Annotated in this window: 20 protein-coding genes; 12 read left to right on the top strand and 8 right to left on the bottom strand. The window is 72.8% G+C overall.

What is annotated here, in order from left to right; all coding sequences use genetic code 11:
• The first annotated feature begins 215 nt into the window (after positions 1-215).
• The 3 genes from IG84_RS0120785 to IG84_RS0120775 all read left to right on the top strand — a co-directional run bounded on the left by IG84_RS0120785 (position 216) and on the right by IG84_RS0120775 (position 2,543).
• Positions 216-1,088: an MEDS domain-containing protein gene (locus IG84_RS0120785; RefSeq protein WP_031059289.1), complete on the top strand. Its 873-nt coding sequence runs from the start codon at positions 216-218 to the stop codon at positions 1,086-1,088.
• Positions 1,089-1,278: 190 nt separating this feature from the next.
• Positions 1,279-1,887, top strand: coding sequence for a sigma-70 family RNA polymerase sigma factor (locus IG84_RS0120780; RefSeq protein WP_245659461.1), 609 nt, complete (start codon positions 1,279-1,281; stop codon positions 1,885-1,887).
• Positions 1,872-2,543, top strand: a complete 672-nt coding sequence (locus IG84_RS0120775; RefSeq protein WP_157848921.1) for a hypothetical protein — start codon at positions 1,872-1,874, stop codon at positions 2,541-2,543. The genes IG84_RS0120780 and IG84_RS0120775 overlap by 16 nt, the downstream gene beginning before the upstream one ends.
• Positions 2,544-2,604: 61 nt before the next feature.
• On the opposite strand, the gene IG84_RS0120770 is transcribed toward IG84_RS0120775, so the two are convergent.
• Complete coding sequence (locus IG84_RS0120770; protein ID WP_031059281.1) at positions 2,605-3,525, bottom strand: dihydrodipicolinate synthase family protein; 921 nt, start codon at positions 3,523-3,525, stop codon at positions 2,605-2,607.
• A gap of 270 nt (positions 3,526-3,795) precedes the next feature.
• Here IG84_RS0120770 and IG84_RS0120765 point away from each other — a divergent pair, with 270 nt between their 5' ends.
• The 3 genes from IG84_RS0120765 to IG84_RS0120755 all read left to right on the top strand — a co-directional run bounded on the left by IG84_RS0120765 (position 3,796) and on the right by IG84_RS0120755 (position 7,582).
• Complete coding sequence (locus IG84_RS0120765) at positions 3,796-5,334, top strand: UxaA family hydrolase (RefSeq protein ID WP_031059279.1); 1,539 nt, start codon at positions 3,796-3,798, stop codon at positions 5,332-5,334.
• Positions 5,335-5,514: 180 nt separating this feature from the next.
• On the top strand, positions 5,515-6,987 hold the full coding sequence (locus IG84_RS0120760; protein WP_031059276.1) for an amino acid permease: 1,473 nt from the start codon (positions 5,515-5,517) through the stop codon (positions 6,985-6,987).
• Positions 6,988-7,036: 49 nt separating this feature from the next.
• Positions 7,037-7,582 carry a DinB family protein gene (locus IG84_RS0120755; RefSeq protein ID WP_245659459.1) on the top strand — a complete coding sequence of 182 codons (546 nt, stop codon included), beginning with the start codon at positions 7,037-7,039 and terminating at the stop codon, positions 7,580-7,582.
• Positions 7,583-7,593: 11 nt separating this feature from the next.
• Here the strand turns inward: IG84_RS0120755 and IG84_RS0120750 are convergent, their stop codons facing one another.
• From IG84_RS0120750 to IG84_RS0120730, 5 genes are all read right to left on the bottom strand, one after another.
• Positions 7,594-8,652, bottom strand: a complete 1,059-nt coding sequence (locus tag IG84_RS0120750) for an LLM class flavin-dependent oxidoreductase (protein WP_031059272.1) — start codon at positions 8,650-8,652, stop codon at positions 7,594-7,596.
• A complete protein-coding gene (locus IG84_RS0120745) occupies positions 8,652-9,191 on the bottom strand; it encodes an SRPBCC family protein (RefSeq protein WP_031059271.1) in 540 nt (179 codons plus the stop codon). Before IG84_RS0120745 ends, IG84_RS0120750 begins: the two co-directional genes overlap by 1 nt.
• Positions 9,192-9,295: 104 nt before the next feature.
• The gene (locus tag IG84_RS0120740; RefSeq protein ID WP_031059268.1) at positions 9,296-9,793 is read right to left on the bottom strand and encodes a winged helix-turn-helix transcriptional regulator; all 498 of its coding nucleotides are present in this window, start codon (positions 9,791-9,793) and stop codon (positions 9,296-9,298) included.
• A gap of 74 nt (positions 9,794-9,867) precedes the next feature.
• Complete coding sequence (locus tag IG84_RS0120735) at positions 9,868-10,266, bottom strand: hypothetical protein (protein WP_031059266.1); 399 nt, start codon at positions 10,264-10,266, stop codon at positions 9,868-9,870.
• 117 nt (positions 10,267-10,383) lie between these two features.
• A complete protein-coding gene (locus IG84_RS0120730; RefSeq protein ID WP_031059264.1) occupies positions 10,384-11,934 on the bottom strand; it encodes a long-chain-fatty-acid--CoA ligase in 1,551 nt (516 codons plus the stop codon).
• A gap of 184 nt (positions 11,935-12,118) precedes the next feature.
• Between IG84_RS0120730 and IG84_RS0120725 the strand changes: the two genes are divergently transcribed.
• Positions 12,119-12,781, top strand: coding sequence for a TetR/AcrR family transcriptional regulator (locus IG84_RS0120725; RefSeq protein ID WP_031059262.1), 663 nt, complete (start codon positions 12,119-12,121; stop codon positions 12,779-12,781).
• Between the two features lie 15 nt (positions 12,782-12,796).
• Positions 12,797-13,531, top strand: coding sequence for a Mut7-C RNAse domain-containing protein (locus IG84_RS0120720; protein WP_031059260.1), 735 nt, complete (start codon positions 12,797-12,799; stop codon positions 13,529-13,531).
• A 47-nt stretch (positions 13,532-13,578) separates the two neighbouring features.
• Here the strand turns inward: IG84_RS0120720 and xylB are convergent, their stop codons facing one another.
• Positions 13,579-15,057, bottom strand: a complete 1,479-nt coding sequence (xylB, locus tag IG84_RS0120715) for a xylulokinase (protein ID WP_031059257.1) — start codon at positions 15,055-15,057, stop codon at positions 13,579-13,581.
• Between the two features lie 116 nt (positions 15,058-15,173).
• Between xylB and xylA the strand changes: the two genes are divergently transcribed.
• A complete protein-coding gene (xylA, locus tag IG84_RS0120710) occupies positions 15,174-16,337 on the top strand; it encodes a xylose isomerase (protein WP_031059255.1) in 1,164 nt (387 codons plus the stop codon).
• Between the two features lie 9 nt (positions 16,338-16,346).
• Here the strand turns inward: xylA and IG84_RS0120705 are convergent, their stop codons facing one another.
• Entirely contained in the window at positions 16,347-17,588 is a 1,242-nt protein-coding gene (locus IG84_RS0120705; RefSeq protein ID WP_031059253.1) for an ROK family transcriptional regulator, read from the bottom strand.
• Between the two features lie 81 nt (positions 17,589-17,669).
• On the opposite strand from IG84_RS0120705, the gene IG84_RS0120700 reads away from it, so the two are divergent.
• From IG84_RS0120700 to IG84_RS0120690, 3 genes are all read left to right on the top strand, one after another.
• Positions 17,670-18,173 carry a metallophosphoesterase family protein gene (locus IG84_RS0120700; RefSeq protein ID WP_031059251.1) on the top strand — a complete coding sequence of 168 codons (504 nt, stop codon included), beginning with the start codon at positions 17,670-17,672 and terminating at the stop codon, positions 18,171-18,173.
• 63 nt (positions 18,174-18,236) lie between these two features.
• The gene (locus IG84_RS0120695; protein ID WP_031059250.1) at positions 18,237-19,013 is read left to right on the top strand and encodes a 2OG-Fe dioxygenase family protein; all 777 of its coding nucleotides are present in this window, start codon (positions 18,237-18,239) and stop codon (positions 19,011-19,013) included.
• A gap of 74 nt (positions 19,014-19,087) precedes the next feature.
• Positions 19,088-19,282 carry a DUF2795 domain-containing protein gene (locus IG84_RS0120690; RefSeq protein ID WP_031059248.1) on the top strand — a complete coding sequence of 65 codons (195 nt, stop codon included), beginning with the start codon at positions 19,088-19,090 and terminating at the stop codon, positions 19,280-19,282.
• Positions 19,283-19,322 lie beyond the last annotated feature (40 nt).

The raw sequence follows: 19,322 nt of genomic DNA, 5'->3' as shown, positions 1-19,322 counted from the left end.
GACACGAACTGATGGCTTTCGTTCGAGATCTGCACCGGTTCGTTCGGGTGGAGGGCTGGAGTAAGCGGTTTTCCTTGCACAGTCGTGCAGTTGGTGCACGACTCGGCGCGGCACGCACGCGGTCGTTTACGTTCTGCTGAGGTTGGCCTACGGCACGGTCCGGACGGTGGTGCGGTCGGACATCGGACGGTGGTGCGGTCGGGAGGCGGCGGACGATGGCCGGGGAGGCGATGCAGCGCGGCACACTGCCCGTACAGCGGCTGCGGCCCGGCGACCACGCGTTCTGCCGGTACACGGAGCGGCCCAGGTGGGACCTGGTGGCCGCGTACGCCTGGACGGGGCTGGCACGCGGCGAGAAGGTCATCATCTGCCCCGCGCCGCAGGCCGACCGCGACACGGTGCGCGAACGGCTGGAGGAACACGGCCCCGCGCTCGACCACGTCTGCGCCAGCGGCCAGTTGGTGTTCGCCAGCATGCGCATGCTGCTCCACCCCGACGGCCGCTTCATCCCCGCCCGCGAGTGGCAGCGCATCCAGGAGGAGATCACCGACGCGCTCGCCAAGCGTTACGCCGGGCTGCGCGCGTACATCGACATGCGCTGGGTCGCCGACCTCGGCGCGGATGTGGAGGAGGTGATGGCCTGCGAGAAGAACGCGGCGCATCTTTTCGCCACTCGCGTCTACAGCGAGGTCTGTGCGTACGACACGAGCGCCTTCGAGCCCGCGGTGCTCGACGCCATGCACGCGGCCCACCCGCACGACCTGCTCGACGGGCCGGGTGACCTGCATGTGCTGCACGCGGCGGGCCTCGTCCGGCTGATCGGCGAGGCGGACATGGCCACCCAGATCGAGTGGATCTCCGCGCTGCGCGAGGCGTTCAAGCGCTCGGCGCACGACGGCCATCTGGTCGTGGACCTCTCCCGGCTGCACTTCCTCAGCGTCGGCTGCGCCTCGGACCTGCTGAGCCTCGCCACCGACGCGCATCGCCACGGCCGTATCGACGTACGCCTGGACCGCGCCAAGGCCACCTTGCTCATCGGCCTCGGGAGCCGCTACCTCAAGCACGTCGTCCTGATCGAGGATTCCTGACCTGGTCGAGAGTGCGTGATCGAGGCTTCGGGAAATTTCCCCGACGGACTTCAACGCCATCGGCCCGCGGCACGTATCCCTCTCGACGGTGATCACCCTCGACGGTGATCACAGATGATCGGCTCTCGGCGTTGGAGGAGGACGGGCGCATGCGTGTGCGGTGGGCGGGACTTCCGGGGCGGAGCCGGTAGTGGGCGGGCTGCTCCGGCGCGTGCGCCGCCGCGGGACGGCCGACGCGCCCGGCGCGAAGCCGGCAGCCGGGAACGGGCACGCGCCTGCGGAGGAGACGCTGGCCGGGGAGGCGGACGTACGGATCGCCTACCACCGGTACGGCGGCGAGCTGTACGGCTTCGCGCTCAACGCGCTGGGCGATCACCAGCTCGCCGAGGACGTGGTCCAGGAGACCTTCATCCGTGCCTGGCGCGCGGCGGACGGCTTCGACGCGGCCCGCGCCACGCTGCGCACCTGGCTCTTCGCCATCGCCCGCAACGCGGTGGTGGACGCCGTGCGCCGCCGGTCCGTGCGCGACCGCGCCGACCGCCGGGAGCAGCGGGAGCCGGAGCCGGTCCGCACCGACGTCTTCGACCACCTGCTGACCCGCATCGAGCTGGACGAGGCGCTGCTGCGGCTCTCCGACGATCAGCGGCAGGCCGTCGTGGAGGTCTACTTCCTCGGCCGGACCTGCGCGGACCTCGCCGCCGAGCTCGGTATCCCGGCGGCCACCATGCGCAGCAGGCTGTATTACGGTGTCCGCGCGCTACGGAGCATCCTGGAGGAGAACGGATGGCTGGCCCCATGAGTGCCCTGTGCCAGGCGGTCCGTTCGCAGGCGACCGAACTCCTGCTGCTGGGCCGCCCGCTGCCGGCGGCCCTGACCCGGCATCTGGCCGGGTGCGAGGAGTGCGCGGCCGAGTGCGAAGGCGTGCGCCGGGTGGTGCGGACGTTCGAGCGCGCGGAGGGTGCGCCGGCGCGGCTGCCCGCGCCCGGACTCCTTCCGCTCCCCTCGGCTGTACCGGCCCCCGCACCCCGTCCCCGGCCCCGGCGTGCGCGCCGGGTCGCCCTCTTGGCGGCCGCCGCCGTGCTGGCCGTCCTCGCGGTCCTCGTACCGGTGGCCGTGCACGACCGGGACAGCGGCCCGGTGGACGTCGTCACGGTGGCCCGCGAGGGGCTGATGATCCCGCACCCGTGGGGCACCGAGGTACCGGTGTCCCTGTCCGGGCTCACGCCCGGCCGGACGTACCGGATGATGACGGCCGATGCCGACGGGCACCGGATGCCCGCCGGCAGCCTCACCGCGCCCGGTCCCGGCGCCCGTACCCGCATGATGACCGCGATGGCCCGCGACGCCATCAAGTCGCTGCTGGTGGAGGACCAGGACGGCCGGCTGGTCGCCGACCTCCCGGTACGGCCGCTGCGGTCGCCCGGCCCCACGGCCGACGGCACCGCGACCGGCTGAGCACGGGCACCGGCTGCGGCCCCTCACTGCGCCCAGCGCAGTACCAACGGGTCCCGGCCCCTCAGCGCGCCCAGCGCAGTACCAACGGGTCGTGGCGCCGCGCCAGTTCGAGGAGGCCGGCGCGGGTCGCAGGCGGTACCGGACCGAAGGGGGCGCGGGTGCGGTCGGAGGCGATGATGCCGCCCTCGGCCATGAGGATCTTCTGCGCGCGCAGCCCGCACTGGCGGTTCTCGTAGTGGATCAGCGGCAGCAGCTCCTCCCAGTCCGCGACCGCGCCGTCCCGGTCCCCCGCGTGGTACTGCCGCACGATCCGGCCGAGCCGGTCGGGCACGGTCGAGCTGGACATCGTGCCGACCGCGCCGGCGTCCAGGTCCGGGATGAGCGTGACCGCCTCCTCGCCGTCGAACGGGCCCTCCAGCCGGTCGCCGACCGCGGCGATGAGGGTACGGAGCTTGTCGGCGGCGCCCGGCGTCTCGATCTTGGCGTACCGCAACTGCGGCACTTCCTTGATCAGGTGGACGAGGACGCCGACGGGCAGCGGCGTGGTGGACATGGGGGCGTCCTGGACCATGAGCGGGAGGTCGGTGGCGGCGGCCACGGTGGTGAAGTAATCGGTCAGTGCCGCCTCGGGGACCGCCATCGTGGCGCCGAAGAACGGCGGCATCAGCATGATCATGTCGGCGCCCATCGCCTGCGCCTCGCGGCTGCGGCGGGCGGCGACGCGGGCGCTGTAGTGGCTGGTCGTCACGACCGTCGGGACGCGCCCCGCGGTGCGTTCGAGGACGGTACGGCACACCTGGTCGCGTTCCTCGTCCGTCAGCGAGAACTGCTCGGAGTAGTTGGCGAGGACGCACAGCGCGTCGGCGCCGCCGTCGATGAGGTAGTCGACGACCCGGGCCAGCCCGGCGAGGTCCAGCTCCTCCTCGTCGTCGAAGACCGTCGGGACGACGGGGATCACACCGCTCAGGGGCGTCGTCAGCATGGGAGCCTCTCTGATCGCGTTCGAGATATCGAACGTTGTCCGACCTACTGAGCGGGAGCGTAAAGCCGCCTTCTGAGCGGCGTCAATGAGCGGGCGGACCGGCACACCTGAGGGCACGTCAGGAGCAGGTCAGGGACGGAGGCGTCATTGACACCCCCACGGCCCGGTTCTAGCGTGCTCCGGATATCAATCACTGGTCGATATCCCGAACACGCCCCGAGCAGAAAGCCCGAACCCCTCCGGCCGCCCCGCCCACGTATCGAGGTGCTCATGGTCCCGCCCGCAGCCCGTGCCCTCCGCCTCCAGCCCCAGGACGACGTCGCGGTCGCGACGGCCGGCATCCCGGCGGGCACCACCGTCGACGCGGGCGGCGAGACCGTACTGCTGCGGGACGACGTGGCACGCGGGCACAAGATCGCGCTGCGTGCCGTCCGTCGGGGCGCGCCCGTCCTGCGGTACGGCCAGGTCATCGGCTTCGCCGCGGCGGACATCGCGCCCGGCGACCATGTCCACCTGCACAACCTGGAGTACCGGGAGTTCGAGCGCGCCTACGAGTTCTCCGTGGACGCCCGGCCGGTGCACCTGCTCCCCGAGTCCGAGCGCGCCACCTTCCGGGGCTACGTGCGCGCCGACGGCTCGGTCGGCACCCGGAACTACCTGGGGATCCTCACCAGCGTCAACTGCTCGGCCACCGCCGCCAAACAGATCGCCGCCCGGATGCGGTACTCCGGCATCCTGGACGACTACGACCACATCGACGGCGTCGTGGCGCTCACCCACGGGCAGGGCTGCGGACTCGCCGCGGACGGCGAGGGCATCGAGGTACTGCGGCGCGTCATGCGCGGCTATCTGACGCACCCGAACTTCGCCGGCTTCCTGCTCCTCGGGCTGGGCTGCGAGGACAACCAGATCGCGGCGCTGACCGACGGGCTGCCGCTCCGTGCGGACCTGCGGGTGTCCGCGAGCACGATCCAGGAGCTCGGCGGTACGAAGAAGACCGTGGCGGCGGGCGTCGAGCGGCTGACCGCCATGCTGCCGGCCGCCGACCGCGCCCGCCGGACGACCGTGCCGGCGAGCGAGCTGATCCTCGGCACCAACTGCGGCGGCTCCGACTCGTATTCCGGGATCACCGCCAACCCCGCACTCGGCAACGCGGTCGACCGGCTGGTCGAGCACGGCGGCACCGGCGTCGTCGGCGAGACCCCGGAGATCTACGGCACGGAGCACCTGCTGGTGCGACGCGCCGCCAGCAAGGAGGTCGGCGAGAAGCTGCTGGAGCGGATCGCGTGGTGGCGCGAGTACACCGCGAAGAACGGCGGGTCGATGGACAACAACCCCTCCCCCGGCAACAAGGCGGGCGGCCTCACCACCATCCTGGAGAAGTCGCTCGGCGCGGTCGCCAAGGGCGGCACGACGGCCCTCGCCGACGTCGTCGACTACGCGGCGCCCGTCACCAGCAAGGGCTTCGTCTTCATGGACACCCCCGGCTACGACCCGGTCTCAGTGACCGGCATCGTCGCCGGCGGCGCGAACCTCGTGTGCTTCACCACCGGACGCGGCTCGGCCTTCGGCTGCGCCCCCGTACCGAGCCTGAAACTCGCCACCAATACCCCGCTGTTCGAGCACATGGCCGACGACATGGACATCAATGCAGGCGGCATCATCGACGGCACCTCCACCGTCGAGGAAACGGGGCAGGCCATTTTTGAACGCGTTCTCGCGGTCGCCTCGGGCGAGCCGACGAAGAGCGAATCGATGGAATACGGCGAGGAGGAATTCGTGCCGTGGCATATCGGCACGGTCATGTGAGTGAGGTGACCGGGGAAATACCGGCACGGACGAGACGTATCACGATGTGAGACACCGGGGCGTCGCGTTGCGGTGAGCTGCGCGGTTGTCCGACACTCCCTGGTCGGGAACACCACCCTTTGTTCCCGGGTAACCCAGAGAGTTCGGATAAACACCGTGAGTCTGCTACGAAAAAAGCCCCTGGAACGCGCGCTGAAGGAGGCTCGCGGAGAAGGCGAACAGCGCCTTCGTCGTGATCTTTCCGCGTTGGATCTCACGATCCTCGGGGTGGGTGTCATTCTCGGCACCGGAATCTTCGTACTGACCGGCACGGTGGCCCGGAACATGGCGGGCCCCGCCGTGGCGCTCTCCTTCATCGTCGCCGCCGCGGTCTGCGCCTGCGCCGCGCTGTGTTACGCGGAATTCGCGTCCTCGGTGCCGGTCGCCGGGTCCGCGTACTCCTACTCCTACACCTCGCTCGGTGAGCTGCCCGCCTGGATCATCGGCTGGGCGCTGAGCCTGGAACTGACGCTGGCCACTTCGGTGGTCGCGGTCGGCTGGTCCGGCTATCTGAGCTCCATGCTCAACGGCATCGGCGTGCACCTGCCCGCGGCGGTGAGCGGCGGCGACGGCTCGGTGATGAACCTGCCGGCCGCGCTGCTCATCCTCGTACTGACCGGCGTACTGATCGCGGGCGGCAAGCTGTCCAAGGGCGTCACCAACGTGCTCGTCGCGGTCAAGCTCGCCATCGTGCTGCTGGTGATCATCGCGGGCGCGTTCCTCATCGACACCGCGAACTACCACCCCTTCGTGCCCGACGCCCAGCCGACCGGCAAGGTCTCCGGGCTGCAGGCGCCGCTGCTGCAGGTGCTCACCGGCATCACCCCGACCGCGTTCGGCGTGGCCGGCATCCTGAGCGCCGCCGCGATGGTCTTCTTCGCGTACATCGGCTTCGACATGGTCGCGACGACCGCGGAGGAGACCCGCAAGCCGCAGCGCGACCTGCCGATCGGCATCATCGCCTCGCTGATCATCGTCACCGTGCTGTACGTCGCGGTGTGCCTGGTGGTCACCGGCATGCAGCACTACTCGAAGCTGTCGGTGCAGGCACCGCTCGCGGACGCCTTCACGGCCAAGGGGCACCCGGGCTTCGCCACGGTCATCAGCGTGGGCGCGGTGGTCGGCCTGACCGCCGTGAGCCTGATCTGCTTCCGCTCCCAGAGCCGGGTCGTCTTCGCGATGGCCCGCGACGGGCTGCTGCCGAAGGCGCTGTGCAAGGTCGACCCCCAGCACGGCACGCCGAAGATCAACCTGTGGGTGCTGGGCGTCATCATGGCGTGCCTGGCCGCGTTCCTGAAGTTCGACCTGCTCGCCGAGATGGTCAACATCGGCACGCTGTTCGCATTCGCCGCGGTCTCCGCGAGCGTGCTCATCCTCCGGCGCACGGCCCCCGACCTGCCCCGCGCGTTCCGTACGCCCTGGGTGCCCGTCATCCCCCTGGTCTCGCTCCTCTGCTGCCTCTACCTGATGCTCAACCTCCAGGTCATCACCTGGATCGGCTTCCTGGTCTGGCTCGCGGCCGGCCTCGCGCTGTACTTCGGCTACGGCCGCCGGCACAGCGCGCTGGGCAAGCGGGCCGAGGAAACCCCGGCGGTGAAGACCGAAGCGGGCTAACCTCACGCCGGGGCCGCCGCACGGGCGCGCCACGGGGAGGAGACCGCCAGTGACCAGCGAGCAGTCGGCGACCACCGGACATTTGCCGCTCAAGGACGACCGGGTGACGCCGCCGCTGCGGGGTGGGGAGCGGGAGACGCTCCGCGCCTTCCTCGACTTCCACCGCGGCACGCTCGCGATGAAGTGCGCGGGCCTGACCGACGAGGAGCTTCGCCGCCACTCCATGCCGCCGTCCACACTGACCCTGCTCGGCCTGGTACGGCACATGGCGGAGGTGGAGCGCACCTGGTTCCGCCAGGTGATCAACGCCGAGGACGTCCCCCTCGTCTGGTCGCCCGAGGGCGACCGCCAGGTCGCGTACGACGCGAGCGGCGCCACCCGTTCCGAGGCGTTCGCGGCCTGGGAGGCGGAGGTCGCGCACGCCCGGCGCATCGAAGCGGCGGCGCCCTCGCTCGACGTGACCGGCCACTTCGCGCGCTGGGGCGAGGACGTCTCGCTCCGCCTCGTCATGCTGCACCTCATCCACGAGTACGCCCGCCACAACGGCCACGCCGACTTCCTGCGCGAGGGCATCGACGGAACGGTGGGCTTCTGACGGCCTGACGGCTACCCGGCCTCGGCCGTCACCTCCCGTACGAGGTCCAGGGCGCGGCCGAGGGTGGCCAGCCGGGCGTCGAGGGTGTCGCCCGCGGGGTACAGCCGTACGGTGTCGACGCCCGCCGCCTGCCAGACCCGCAGCCGGGTGCGGACCATGTCCTCCGTCCCGATGAGCGTGGTGCCGAGCACCATCTCATCGGTGACCAGCCCAGCGGCGCCGTCCCGGTCGCCGGCCTGCCAGCGCTCCCGCACCTCGGCCGCGACCTCGGCCCAGCCCTGGCGGCTGTAGGCGCGGTTGTAGAAGTTCGTGCTCGCCGAACCCATGCCGCCGAGGCTGAAGGCCAGCTCCTTCTTCCGCCCGGCCACCATCGTGCGCAGCGCGTCCTCGTCCTCGGCGAACGCCACTTCGGCGCCCTGGCAGATGTCGAGCGCCGCCCGCGTACGGCCCGCGGCGGTCAACCCCGCGTCCAGGTGGTCGAAGTACGCCTCCTTGGCGCCTTCGGGGACGAAGGACGTACCGAGCCAGCCGTCGGCGACCTCGCCGGTCAGCCGGAGCATCTTCGGCGAGAGGGTGGCCAGGTAGACCGGGATGTCGTGCTCGGCACGCATCGAGAGCCGCATCGGCTTGGCCTCGCCGCCCGGCAGCGGGATCGTGAACTCCCGCCCGGCATGAGCGATCTTCTCGCCGGACGCGGCCTGCCGCACGATCTCGACGGTCTCCCGCATGCGGGTGAGCGGCCGGGCGAACGGCACGCCGTGCAGCCCCTCGATCACCTGCGGCCCGGACGGGCCGAGCCCGAGCAGGAAGCGGCCTCCGGAAATCTGCGACAGGGTGATCGCCGCGCGGGCGATGGCCATCGGCGTGCGGGTGCCGAGCTGGATGATGCCCGAGCCGAGCAGCATGCGCTCGGTGCGCGCGGCGAGGTAGCCCAGCGGGGACGGAGCCTCCGCGCCCCATGCCTCGGCCACCCAGCAGATGTCCACGCCCAGCTTCTCGGCCTCGGTGACGTAGTCCACCAGCTCCGGCCAGGGACCGCCGGACGCCTCGATCGTCGTCGCGGTGCGCATCAGGCATCCGCCTTCCGGGAGCCGGTGTGCTCGGCCCGCTCGGCCCGCTCCTTCAGCGCGCCGAGCGTGGCGGTGATGTTCCGCTCGAACTCCCGCAGCCGTACGTGGACGATCTTCTGCTCCTTCTCCGGCATCCGCTCGATGGCCAGCGAGAGCCCCGACCGGCCGGGGCCCAGCCGGACCCACTGCCGCAGCCGGGTGCCGCCGTCCTCGAGGGTGAGGGTGAACCGCCAGGTGGCGGTGGGGTGTTCGGGGTCCCCGACGGCCCAGGCGAAGGCGCGCGGCGGGTCGCACTCCACAACGTACGAGGTGGTCTGCCACTCCCCCAGTGCCTCATGGGCGCTGTGGCCGACGAAGCGGGCACCGAGGGCCGGCCCCGGCGCGCCGTCCAGCCACTGCGCCGACCGCAGTTCGGCGCTCAGCTCCGGCATCAGCTCGACGTCGGACACCAGCTCCCACACCCGTTCCGGCGCGGCCCCGACCCAGGCGTCCACCTCGACCGTCGGTCCGTCCGCATACCGCGCGCCCGTCCACTCCATACCCGGCAATCCTCCTCAGCACCACCCCTGGCGGGGCCCTGACCTCCAAAGTTGCGTAGATAGACTCACCTGTCAAGACGTAGCGCCGCCGATGGGCGGGGGGCTCAGCGCCCGAACCGCTCCCGTACGTCCGGCCGTTCGGCCAGCTTCGGCGGATAGCCGGGGCCCGGCCGGGCGCGGGTGTTCTCCGCCGTCATCGGCTCGCCGCAGTCGGCGCAGACCACCTCGGCGTGACTGTCGTGCCCGCACGTGTCGTGCCGGAAGACGATCGGCGGCCCCTGCTCACCGGCCAGCCAGCGGTCGCCCCACCGGTTCATGGCCAGCAGCACGGTGTAGAAGTCGCGCCCCTTCTCGGTGAGGACGTAGTCGTACCGCACGGGCTCTGTCTGGTACGGCCGCTTCTCCAGCAGCCCCTCGTCCACCAGCCGGCGCAGCCGGTCCGTCAGCGTGTTGCGGGCGATCCCCAGCGACTCCTGGAACGCGTCGAACCGCCGGATCCCGTAGAACGCCTCGCGCAGCACCAACGGCGTCCACCAGTCGCCCAGCAGATCCATCGTGCGGGCGATCGAGCAGGGCCAGTGGGCAAAGGATGTCCGCCTCATGCGGCCAGGATACGGATGGTCTCGTGAAAAGACCCAGCAGGCGGACGCCGTGCGAAGGCCGCCCGGAGGGTGCGCTACGCCCGGCCGGGCACGCCCCGCGGCCGCCGCGCGGCGGGCGCGAGCAGCCCCGCCAGCGAGAGGGCGCCCCAGCCGACGGACACCGCGACGGCCATCCGGCGCGCGGACCGGTCCGGGAGCGTGGCGCCGAGCAGGGCCGCGTCCCCGAAGTCGGCGGCGATCCGGACCAGAGCGGCCGTCCGCAGCGCCGGGCCCTCGGGCGCGAGGACCAGCGCGGCGCCGCTCGCCGCGTCGCGCCAGGCCAGCGGCCGCAGCGAGACGCGCGTCGCCCCGGCCACCCGGCCGTCCGCGTCCGCCAGCCCCGAGGGCCGGGCGAGCAGCTCGGGCCGGGCCGTCACCGCCAGGCCGTACACGGCGGTCGCCGCGCCCACCATCCGTAGCAGCCCTGTCCGCATCGCTCGCCCCGCAGTCCGTCGACGGCCGTGTGCCGCCGCCATTCTCCCTCTGCGGGCGGCGCGGTACGGCAGGACACGGGTCCCGGCCGCCGGCGGCCGGGCGTGGACGGAGACGCCCTAGGCGGGCCGGTCCGTGAACTGCCTGCGGAGTTCGCGCTTGAGGACCTTGTGGCTGGGGCCGAGGGGGTAGGCGTCGACGAACTCGACGCGGCGCGGGTACTTGTACTTGGCCAGCCGCTCCTTGGACCAGTCGATGATCTCCTCGGCGGTGGGCGCCGCGGCCGCGTGCCTGTCGCGGATGAGCACGGCACAGACCTCCTCGCCGTGCGTGGGGTGCGGCAGGCCGATGACCGCGGCCTCGGCGATGCCGGGGTGGCGCAGCAGCGCCTCCTCGACCTCGCGCGGGTAGACGTTGAAGCCGCCCCGGATGATCAGGTCCTTCTTGCGGTCGACGATGCGGAGGAACCCGTCGGCGTCCTTCGTACCGAGGTCACCGGTGCGGAACCATCCCTCGACCAGGGCCGCCGCGGTCTCCTCCGGGCGGCCGAGGTAGCCCGCGAAGACGTTGTGGCCGCGCACGACGACCTCGCCGAGCTCGCCGGCGGGCAGCAGGTCGATGCGGTCGGCGGGCTCGGGCGCGGCGATCTCCACGTCGACGCCCCAGATCGCGTGGCCGACCGTGCCCGCGCGGGTGCCGAAGGCCGGCTGGTTGACGGCCGCGGTCGGCGAGGTCTCGGAGAGGCCGTACCCCTCGTAGACCGGCGCGTCGAAGACCTCGGTGAACTTCTCCAGCACCGGTACCGGGAGGGAGGCGCCGCCCGAGACGCACCGCCGGAGTTGCGGCAGTTCGGACGCCGTGGCCGCGGCCTCCAGCAGCCGGACGTACATCGTCGGCACGCCCTGGAAGGTGGTGACGCGCTCGCGCACCATCAGGTCCAGGGCCGCCGCGGCGTCGAAGCGCGGCTGCAGGACGAGCGTCGCGCCGCGCCGCCAGGAGGAGTTCATGCTCGCCGTCTGCCCGAAGGTGTGGTACAGCGGCAGCGCGCCCAGGGTGATGTCGTCAGGGCGCACCTCGTGGGAGTCGAAGGCGTTGGTGGTCGCGTTCATGACCAGGCTGAGGTGGGTGAGCACGGCGCCCTTCGGGACGCCCGTCGTGCCGCTGGTGTAGAAGACCACGGCCGGGTCCTCGGCCTCGCGGGTGGCGTACGTCGGCAGCGGCTCGACGGTCTCGGCGAGGTCCTCCAGCCGGCCGTCCGCGCCGGGCACCCGCACCTCGGGCCCGATGGTGACCATCCGCGCGTCCGTGGCGGCCGCGGCCTCGCCGCCGGTCGCCGCCTGGTCCGCGTGGCAGAGCAGCAGCTTCGCGCCGCTGTCGCGGAGGACATGCGCCACCTCGCCCGCGGAGAGCAGCAGATGTACGGGGACGACGACGGCACCCGCGGCGAGGATCGCGTAGTAGGCGCGCGGGAATTCGGCGGTGTTCGGCGCCATCAGGGCGACCTTGTCGCCGGGCCGTACGCCGAGCGCGCCCAGCGCCGCCGCCTGGGTCCTGGCCTGCCGCCACAGCTCCGCGAAGGTGATCCGCCGCTCGCCCTCGACGAGCGCGAGATGGTCGGGGCGGCGCCGGGCGGCCTCGGCGAGGATGGTGGCCAGGGACAGGGTGGTCATGTGCGGATGCTCCTGTTCGCCGTGTACGACGCTGTGTACGACGCGCCCGCTACCCGTAAACTAGCGGTGCAAGTTTTTGGCACCCTACTCCGCCGTAACGCCGCTGAAAAGAGGTGCTCCGCGCCCGTCCGGGCACCCAGCGTGTAAGGTCCACGTCTCGCCGACCCCTCCGAGGAGACGTGCCGTGGCCCGCCCGCGCCAACCACTGCTCAGCCGCGACCGCATCGTGGAAGCGGCCCTGCGGATCGTGGACGAGGAAGGGCTCGAGGCCCTCTCCACCCGGCGGCTCGCCGCCGTCCTCGGTGTGACCGGGCCCTCGCTCTACAACCACTTCCGGACGATGGACGAGCTGGTGGACGCGCTGGTGGACCAGGTCGTCGGCCAGGTCGATCTGTCGATGTTCGGCCGCCTGGACTGGCGTACGGCGCTGCGCGACTGGGCCCGCTCCTACCGCGCGGCCCTCGCCGGCCACCCCAACCTCGTCCCGGCCCTGATGCGCCCCTCCGCCCACCGCCCGAACTCCCTGCGGCTGGCCGACGCCGTCTTCGGCGGCCTGGTCGCGGCCGGCTGGCCGCGCGCGCACGCCACGCACATCGGTGCCTCGATGCGGTACTTCATCACCGGCTCGGCCCTCGGCTCGTTCGCCGCCGGCTTCCCCACCGACGCGGACCTCTACGCCGGTACGTACCCCCACCTCGACCAGGCCCATCTGCTGGCCCAGCACCAGCGCTCGGTCGACGAGGGCGCCTTCGAGACCGGCCTGCAGGCGCTGCTGGAGGGGCTGGAAGCCCAGTACGCGCGCGTCGTCGGCACGGCGGAAAATCCCCGGTCCGACGCGTCGCGGTGATGGCATGCTGTGGGGGTGAACGGTCCGGAGATCTCCATCAGTTTCGCCCCTGAGCTGCAAGTTCTCGCCGCGCCCGCCCGGCGAGGGGGCGCCACCGCCTTTGTCACCGACGGGTCGTCCACGCTCGGCCACATCGTCGAATCGCTCGGCGTGCCGCTCACCGAGGTGGGCGCGCTGCTCGTCGACGGCCGCGCGCAGCCGGTCTCGTACGTGCCCCGGGAGCGGGAGAGCGTCGAGGTGCGGCCGGTCGAGCGGCCGCAGCGGGTGCCGGGCGCGCCGCTGCGCTTCCTGCTCGACGTCCATCTCGGCACGCTCGCGCGGCGACTGCGGCTGCTGGGCGTGGACGCGGCGTACGAGAGCGAGGACATCGGCGACCCGGAGCTGGCCTCCCGCTCCGCCGCGCAGCGCCGCGTGCTGCTCTCCCGGGACCGCGGGCTGCTGCGCCGCCGTGAGCTGTGGGCCGGCGGCTTCGTCTACAGCGACCGGCCGGAGGAACAACTCCGGGACGTACTGGGCCGGTTCGCGCCCCGGCTGGCCCCGTGGACGCGCTGCACGGCGTGCAATGGCGAGCTGAAGGACGCGGACAAGGAGTCGGTGCGGGAGCGGCTGGAGCACGGCACGCGGCGCACGTACGACGTGTTCGCGCAGTGCACCGCCTGCGGCCGGGTGTACTGGCGCGGGGCGCACCACGCCCAGTTGCAGACCATCGTGGACGACGCCGTGCGGGAGTTCGGGGACGCGGTGGCCTGACGGGCCCGGGGCCCAACGGCCCCGCGCCCGCCCCCGGCCCAGCTCGATCAGCTCAGCAGTGTCGGCGCCGCCCGGTCCAGTACGCCCTCGATGCGGTCCCAGGCCGCCCGATCGCGCGGCAGGGCCGGCAGCGGTTCGCCCTCCCCCGTGTCCCAACCGGCCGCGATCCCCACGGGATCGGCACCGGTCGCCGCGCCCGCGGCCAGCGCGGCGGCGCCGAGCGCGACCAGTTCGGTGTGGTGCGGCACGATCACCGGGCGGCCGGAGAGCCGACGGACGGTGTCCCGCCAGACCCGGCCCTGCGCACCGCCGCCGGTCAGCCGCAACGGACGGTCGCGCACCTCCGGTGCCGCGGGGTCCAGGCCGCAGGCGCGCAGCAGTTCGTCCAGGGCGCGCAGCACGGTGAAGGCGGCGCCTTCGTAGGCCGCGCCGAGGAGCTGCCGCGGCGTCGTGTCGTGGCGGACGCCGGTGAGCAGGCCGGAGGCGTGCGGCAGGTCGGGGGTGCGCTCGCCGTCGAGGTAGGGCAGGAGGACTGCCGCGCCGCCCGGCTCGGCGTCCTCGCGGTCCAGCCCGAGCAGGGCCGCGACCTTGTCGACGGCGAGCGTGCAGTTCAGGGTGCAGCCGAGCGGGAGGTACGTGCCGTCGGCGGCCGCGAATCCGGCGATGCCGGGGGCGGCGGGCCGGGTGCGGCTGGCGGCGAAGACGGTGCCGGAGGTGCCGAGGCTGACCACGGGATGGTCGAGCAGGCCGGCGCCGCCGAGGCCGAGGCCGACGGCGGCGGCCATGTTGTCACCGGTGCCCGCCGCGACGGCGATGCCCACGGGCAGCCCGAGCGCGTCGGCGGCCGCCGGGGTCAGCGACCCGACGCGGGTGGCGCCGGTCGGCGCGACCTCGGGCAGCAGCCGCGCTTCCATGCCGACGAGATCGAGGAGTTCCGGGTCGTAGGCGCCGGTCGTGGTGGCGTACCAGAGGGTGCCCGAGGCGTCGCCGGGGTCGGTCACGGCCGTACCGGCCAGGCGCTCGGTGAGGAAGTCGTGCGGCAGCCGGACGGCGGCAGCGGCCTCGGCGGTGGCCGGCTCGTGCTCCCGCAGCCACTGCCACTTGGTGGCCGTCATGGAGGCGACCGGCTCCGATCCGGTACGGGCGAGCCAGGCTTCCGGGCCGCCGAGCGCGGCGGTCAGGGCCGCAGCCTGCGGCGCCGAGCGGGTGTCGTTCCACAGCAGCGCATCCCGCAGCGGCCGCCCGGCCGCGTTCAGGACGACGAGCCCGTGCTGCTGGCCCGCGACGGCGATACCGGCCACGTCGGACGGATCGGCGCCGGCCTCCTTCAGCCCGGCGGCGACGGCCTCGCCGAGCGCGCTCCACCACGCCTCCGGGTCGCTCTCCCGGGCCCCGTCGCTGCCGGTGACGGTGTGCGGGGCGCGCCCCTGCCCCCGAATGCGGCCGGTCTCTGCGTCGACGACGACGGCCTTGGTGGCCTGGGTCGAGCTGTCCACCCCGATGACCACGCGCTGCTGTCCGCGCACGTTTCCTCCTTGACGGATTTTCCGGTCGGTCCGCCGTGGGGGCTTCCCCGCGACTGCGCCGCATACTAATTTGTTTTCTGCCTTTACTAATAGGTGCGACGCAAGAGAGGTGCCCCATGAGCTACACCCCCACCCCCGAGGACCGGTTCACCTTCGGCCTGTGGACCGTCGGCTGGACCGGCATCGACCCGTTCGGCGTGGCCACCCGGCCCGCGCTGGACCCGGTGGAGTCCGTCGAGCGGCTGGCGGAGCTGGGCGCGTACGGCGTCACCTTCCACGACGACGACCTGATCCCCTTCGGGACGGCGGACGCCGAGCGTGACGCGATCATCAAGCGGTTCCGCGCCGCGCTGGACGCCACCGGCATGAAGGTCCCGATGGCGACCACCAACCTCTTCACCCAGCCGGTCTTCAAGGACGGCGGCTTCACCGCCAACGACCGCGACGTGCGCCGCTACGCACTGCGCAAGACCATGCGCAACATCGACCTCGCGGCCGAGCTGGGCGCCGAGACGTACGTGGCGTGGGGCGGCCGGGAGGGCGCGGAGTCCGGCGGCGCCAAGGACGTCCGGCACGCGCTGGACCGCATGAAGGAAGCCTTCGACCTGCTCGCCGAGTACGTCACCGAGCAGGGTTACGGGCTGCGCTTCGCCATCGAGCCGAAGCCGAACGAGCCGCGCGGCGACATCCTGCTGCCCACCGTCGGCCACGCGCTGGCCTTCATCGAACGGCTGGAGAAGCCCGAGCTGTTCGGCGTGAACCCGGAGGTCGGCCACGAGCAGATGGCCGGGCTGAACTTCCCGCACGGCATCGCGCAGGCCCTGTGGGCGGGCAAGCTCTTCCACCTCGACCTCAATGGCCAGAACGGCATCAAGTACGACCAGGACCTGCGCTTCGGCGCGGGCGACCTGCGGCAGGCGTTCTGGCTGGTGGACCTGTTGGAGACCGCCGGGTACGCGGGCCCGCGCCACTTCGACTTCAAGCCGGTGCGCACCGACGGATTCGACGGCGTCTGGGAGTCCGCGAAGAACTGCATGCGCAACTACCTGATCCTGCGCGAGCGGGCCGCCGCCTTCCGCGCCGACCCCGAGGTGCAGCAGGCGCTGCGCGACTCGCGCCTGGACGAGCTCGCGCAGCCCACCGCCGCCGACGGCCTCGCCGCGCTGCGGGCCGACCGCACCGCGTACGAGGAGTTCGACGTGAGCGCCGCCGCCGGCCGCTCGATGGCCTTCGAGCGCCTCGACCAGCTCGCAATGGAGCACCTGCTCGCGGTGGGCTGACGAGGCTCCTCAGCCCGGCTGGGCCTCCGTGTACGCCAGCGGGTCCGCCAGTACCTCCCGTACGACCTGGGCGGCGGCGCCCCGCGCGGCGTCGCCCGAGGAGGACGAGGCACGCAGCCGCCCGCCGTCCGCGCTCCACAGGCCCGACACGACCCGCCGGGCCAGCTCCGCGTGGGTGGCGGGCGCCAGCCACGGCATCAGCAGCCGGTAGCTGCCGCCGAGCACCACGGCGTCCGGGTCGAAGAGGTTCACCGCGCCGGACAGCACCAGCCCGAGCTGCCGCCCGGCCTGCTCGATCGCCGCCAGCGCGCGCGGCTCGCCCTGCCGGGCCCGCCGCTCCAGCTCGGTCACGGCCGGCGCCCCGCCCTGCGCCGGCTCCAGCCCGGCGTTGCGCAGCAGGGCCGCCTGGCCCGCGTACTGCTCCAAGCAGCCGCGCGCGCCGCAGCGGCACTCGGGCCCGTCCGGGTCCACCACCACGTGCCCGATCTCGCCGGCGAAGCCGTGCGCCCCGCGCAGCAGTTCGCCGTCCAGGACGAGCGCGCCGCCGACGCCGGTCTCCCCCGTCAGGTACAGGAAGCTGCGCACCCGGTCCAGGCCGCCGAACCACAGCTCGGCGAGGGCCGCGCTGTTCGCCTCGTTGTCCGAGCCGACCGGCAGCGGGCGCTCGGCGGGCCGCAGCCGGGACAGGGCCCGGCCGAACATCTCCTCCACCGCCACGCCGTGCCAGCCGAGGTTCGGCGCCTGGCGCACGGTGCCGCCGGAGAGCAGGCCCGGCACCGCGAGCCGCACCCCCGCCGGGCGCAGCTCCTGCTCGGCGGCCGACTCCAGCGTGCGCGCGGCGATCCGGGCCGCCCGGTCCAGTACCTCCTCCGGGGGCGCGCCCCGGTTGTCGAGGTGGGTGGTCAGCCGTACCCGGTCGGTGCCCGCGAGATCCACGACGCACACCGAGACGTAGTCGATGTTGATCTCCACGCCGAGCCCGGCCGGGCCCGTGCCCGCGACCTTCAGGACGGTGCCGGGGCGACCCGCCTGGCCGCTGAACGTCTTGCCCGACTCGACCAGGAACCCGCCCGCCAGCAACTGCTCCACCAGCGAGGACACCGCCGCCCTGGTCAGCCCCACCCGCGCGGCCACCGCGGCGCGGGTGACCTCGCCCTCGTCGTGCACCACCCGCAGCACCAGGCTGAGGTTGTGCCGCCGCACGGTCGACCTGTCCGCCTTGGCAGCCGGCGGCACCTGAGTGTTCTTCATCGCCCGGTGAGCCTATGCGACCGTGCCGCGGAGGGGACCAGGAGTACCGTGACGAGCCCGTACGACCAGGGAGGCCGCCCGGTGCGTCTGCTGCTGACCGCCGACACCCATCTGCCCAAGCGCGCCAAGGTCCTGCCGGACCAGCTCCTCGCGGAGATCGAGCGCGCCGACGCCGTGCTGCACGCGGGCGACTGGGTGGACACGGCCACGCTGGACCTGCTGGAGGCGCGGGCCCGCCGGGTGATCGGCGTGTACGGCAACAACGACGGGCCGGAGCTGCGGGCCCGGCTGCCGGAGGTGGCACGCGCCGAGCTGGGCGGGCTGCGCTTCGGTGTCGTGCACGAGACGGGCGGGGCGCAGGGCCGCGAGCGTCGGTGCGCCGAGCGCTACCCCGACCTCGACGTGCTGGTCTTCGGGCACAGCCACATCCCCTGGGACACGGTCGCTCCGGGCGGCCTGCGGCTCCTCAACCCCGGCTCCCCCACGGACCGGCGCCGCCAGCCGTACTGCACGTACATGACGGCGACGGCGGCGGACAGACGGCTGAGCGAGGTGGAGCTGCACCGGCTGCCTCCGCGCCGCTGAGCGCCGGCTCAGCACACGGGGCATCGACGTGCAGCCACCGGAAGAGCCGCCCATCATGGGCCCATGGACCGCATCACCGACAGCACCGGAACAGCGGACGGTGCCGCCGACCCTGCGGGCGCGGGCGCGGCCCCCGGCATCGAGGCCGCCCGTACCGCACTGGCCGTCACCGGCGCCCACCTCATGCCCCCGGCCACCGTGCGGGCCGCGCTGCCGGGCGGGCCCAACGGCTGGGCGCGGTTCGCCGCGCACTGGGAGGACCTGTCACCGGACCCGTACGCGGCGGCCCACGGCACCCGCAGGCTGCGCCGGTACGGCCATTTCACCGTCGATCCGGAAACCGGCGAAGGGACACTGCAGCCCCACACGCCTTTCCTGCAGCCGGAGGGCACCAATCACCTCTACGAAACACAGGACCGCCATTTCGACCCGCTGACCGACGCATTCCTTGCCGACCCGGTACTGCATTCGCTGCTGGAATTGCTGGGAAAGGCGGCGGACGCGCTGGCGAGACCGGAGCGGTGGCAGGTCAAAGTGCATCCCTTCCGGGTGAGCGCCGCCGCCGACGGCGAGGGGCAGCCCACTCCCGAGGGCCGCCACCGGGACGGTGTGACGCTGGTGACCTCGCTGCTCATCGGCCGGGAGAACGCCACCGGCGGGCAGAGCACGGTGTACGCGACCGACGGCCGCGAAGTGCTGTCGACGACCCTGCGGGAGCCGGCCGCCCTGCTGCTCTCCGACGACCGCAGCACCCTGCACGGAGTCTCGCCCATTCGGCCGGTGGACGCCGGCCGGCCCGCCCGCCGCGATGTTCTCGTCATCACGTATACAGCGGCCTGAATTCCTTGCTCCATCGGGGCGAATAATGGCGTCCGCACGCCGTGGGAAGCCGGCCGCCGGGGTACCCCCAGCGCATGGAGAACAACGTGAACCCCATCGAAATGCAGAAGTGCCTCGGCGGCGTCAACTACCCGGCCTCCAAGGACGAGATCATGCGGCAGGCCGAGCAGCACGGCGCGAGCAAGGACATCATGGGCGCGCTGAAGAAGCTGCCCGAGTCCGACTACGACTCGCCCGCCGCCGTGAGCAGGGAGGTGGGCAAGGAGTAGCACCGCACCGTTCGCGCAGACGGAGCCGGCCGCCCCACAG

Source organism: Streptomyces ochraceiscleroticus, assembly GCF_000720485.1.
In the GTDB taxonomy this organism is placed as follows: Bacteria; Actinomycetota; Actinomycetes; order Streptomycetales; family Streptomycetaceae; genus Streptomyces; species Streptomyces ochraceiscleroticus.
The sequence above is the reverse complement of the archived record's forward strand: the minus strand, read 5'-3'. Positions and strand labels throughout refer to the sequence as shown.